Source organism: Kitasatospora sp. NPDC059827 (genome assembly GCF_042731675.1).
Lineage (GTDB): Bacteria > Actinomycetota > Actinomycetes > Streptomycetales > Streptomycetaceae > Kitasatospora.
The window spans coordinates 41,977-43,976 of sequence record NZ_JBHWIV010000070.1; the positions used below are offsets into that span (position 1 = coordinate 41,977).

2 protein-coding genes and 1 tRNA gene are annotated in these 2,000 nt (G+C 73.1%); 2 read left to right on the plus strand and 1 reads right to left on the minus strand.

Features of this window, described 5'->3' with window-relative positions; all coding sequences use genetic code 11:
- The first annotated feature begins 44 nt into the window (after positions 1-44).
- Positions 45-116 (plus strand) — tRNA-Val (locus ACFV8H_RS31770).
- A 280-nt stretch (positions 117-396) separates the two neighbouring features.
- Here the strand turns inward: ACFV8H_RS31770 and ACFV8H_RS31775 are convergent.
- Positions 397-597, minus strand: a complete 201-nt coding sequence (locus tag ACFV8H_RS31775) for a hypothetical protein (RefSeq protein WP_360230161.1) — start codon at positions 595-597, stop codon at positions 397-399.
- 406 nt (positions 598-1,003) lie between these two features.
- Between ACFV8H_RS31775 and ACFV8H_RS31780 the strand changes: the two genes are divergently transcribed.
- On the plus strand, positions 1,004-2,000 hold a 997-nt coding region (locus ACFV8H_RS31780), incomplete at its 3' end, for a serine/threonine-protein kinase (RefSeq protein WP_380406895.1).

Below are 2,000 nucleotides of genomic sequence, written 5' to 3' on the forward strand. Positions count from 1 at the left end.
CAGTAACGAGCCCATCGGGGCTCGCTGCACAACCGCCACACCAGGCGCGATTAGCTCAGCGGGAGAGCACTACCTTGACACGGTAGGGGTCACTGGTTCAATCCCAGTATCGCGCACAGTAACGGCCGAGGCCGCGATCCGTCAGGGTCGCGGCCTCGGCCTTTTGCGTTCCGGGTTCGAGGAAGAGGGCGGAGAAGAGCCGCGTACGGTCGCCCTCACCGACGTCCGTACGCGGCGTCTCCGCCTGCCGGGGTGCTCTGCGCACCGCTCTCGCCCGTCCGCGTGTCATCGCGGCCCACGGCCTCCCCGGCGGCACTGCTCCCCGTCCCCAGGGGAACAGTGCCCGTTCTGGTGTTTTCTGTTTCTCCTGACGGCTCCGCGGCCGTGCCGTCCGCCTCAGCGGCCGATCAGATCGGCCAGGGCCTCGGCCTGGTTCGCCATCTGCTCCCACCCGCCGAACAGCATCACCAGCAGCACGGCGCACGGCAGGGCCATGGCCAGCGCGACGGCGGGGTGCCGGGTGGGGCGCTCGGCGGACTGGGGCTGGATGAAGGGCGGTCGACGCCGGCGGGTGGTTCCCGTCTGCTGCGATGCCATGGCCCTGCTCCTGATCCGGTCGAGTTGGCGCGGTGGACGGCTTACCTCGGGGGACGAGCTCCCCGTCCACCGCTGGACACAACGCTATTGGCCGGGGGGCCTTTCGGGCGTCATGCCGTCGTACTGTTCCTCGGGCATCCCGGAGGATGACGCTCAGACTCAAGGCGTACTACCGGAGGGGGAGGAAGGTCGCGCACCGCCCCCGGGGGAACCCTGAGGGGCAACCCCGAGAGGCGATTCGGCACCCCTGTGACCTGCTGCTCAGCTCAAGATCGGACAATCGCACGGCGGCTTGAGGTGTTGCGTATCAGCACACCGCAGCGGGCAGTCCGTAAGCTGTGCCGGACAGGAACTGACGATGCCCCAACCGACGGGGCCTCACCCACAGGCTGACGGGGAACGAGACATGGCGATGATGCGGCTGAGGCGTGAGGACCCCCGCATCGTCGGGCCGTACCGCCTGCACCGGCGACTGGGAGCCGGCGGCATGGGCGTGGTCTACCTCGGCTCCGACCGCCGCGGCCAGCGCGTCGCCCTCAAGCTCATCCGGGCCGAACTCGCCGAGGACCAGGAGTTCCGCACCCGCTTCGCCCGCGAGATCGCCGCCGCCTCCAGGATCCGGGGCGGCTGCACCGCCCGGGTCGTCGGCTCCGACATCGAGGCCGACCGCCCCTGGCTGGCCACCGCCTACGTCCCCGGCCCCTCCCTCTACAAGCGGGTCGGCGACGAAGGGCCGCTGAGCTGGCCCGAAGCCGCCCGGATCGGCGCCGCCCTGGCCGACGGGCTGGTCAAGGTGCACGAGGCCGGAGTCGTCCACCGCGACCTCAAGCCCTCCAACATCCTGCTCTCCCCGCGCGGCCCGCGGATCATCGACTTCGGCATCGCCTGGTCGCGCGGCGCCAGCACCCTCACCCACGTCGGCACCGCCGTCGGCTCCCCCGGCTTCCTCGCCCCCGAGCAGGTCCGCGGCGTCGCCGTCACGCCGGCCACCGACGTCTTCGCCTTCGGCGCCACCCTCGCGTACGCGCTCACCGGGGACACCCCGTTCGGCTCCGGGGCGTCCTCCGAAGTGATGCTGTACCGGGTCGTCCACGAGGAACCCGACCTGTCCGCCGTCCCCCCGCAGCTCGCCCCGCTCATCGGGGCCTGCCTCGCCAAGGAACCCGCCGAGCGGCCCGGCGCGGCCGCCCTGCACGAGCGGCTCAGCGAACTGGCGGCCCGCGGCACGGCCGCCGCCGGCGGGCGCGGGGTCAGACGGGGAACGGCGGCCGCCGCACCCGCCGGTGCGCCGCAGGCCCCCCAGACCCCCCAGCAGGAGAACGGGCGGCCCGGCGTACCGGGCCCCGGGCGCTCGCCCGAACCCGCCGCTCCGGCCGCGCGGGCCCGGGCCGGTGCGGGTCGGC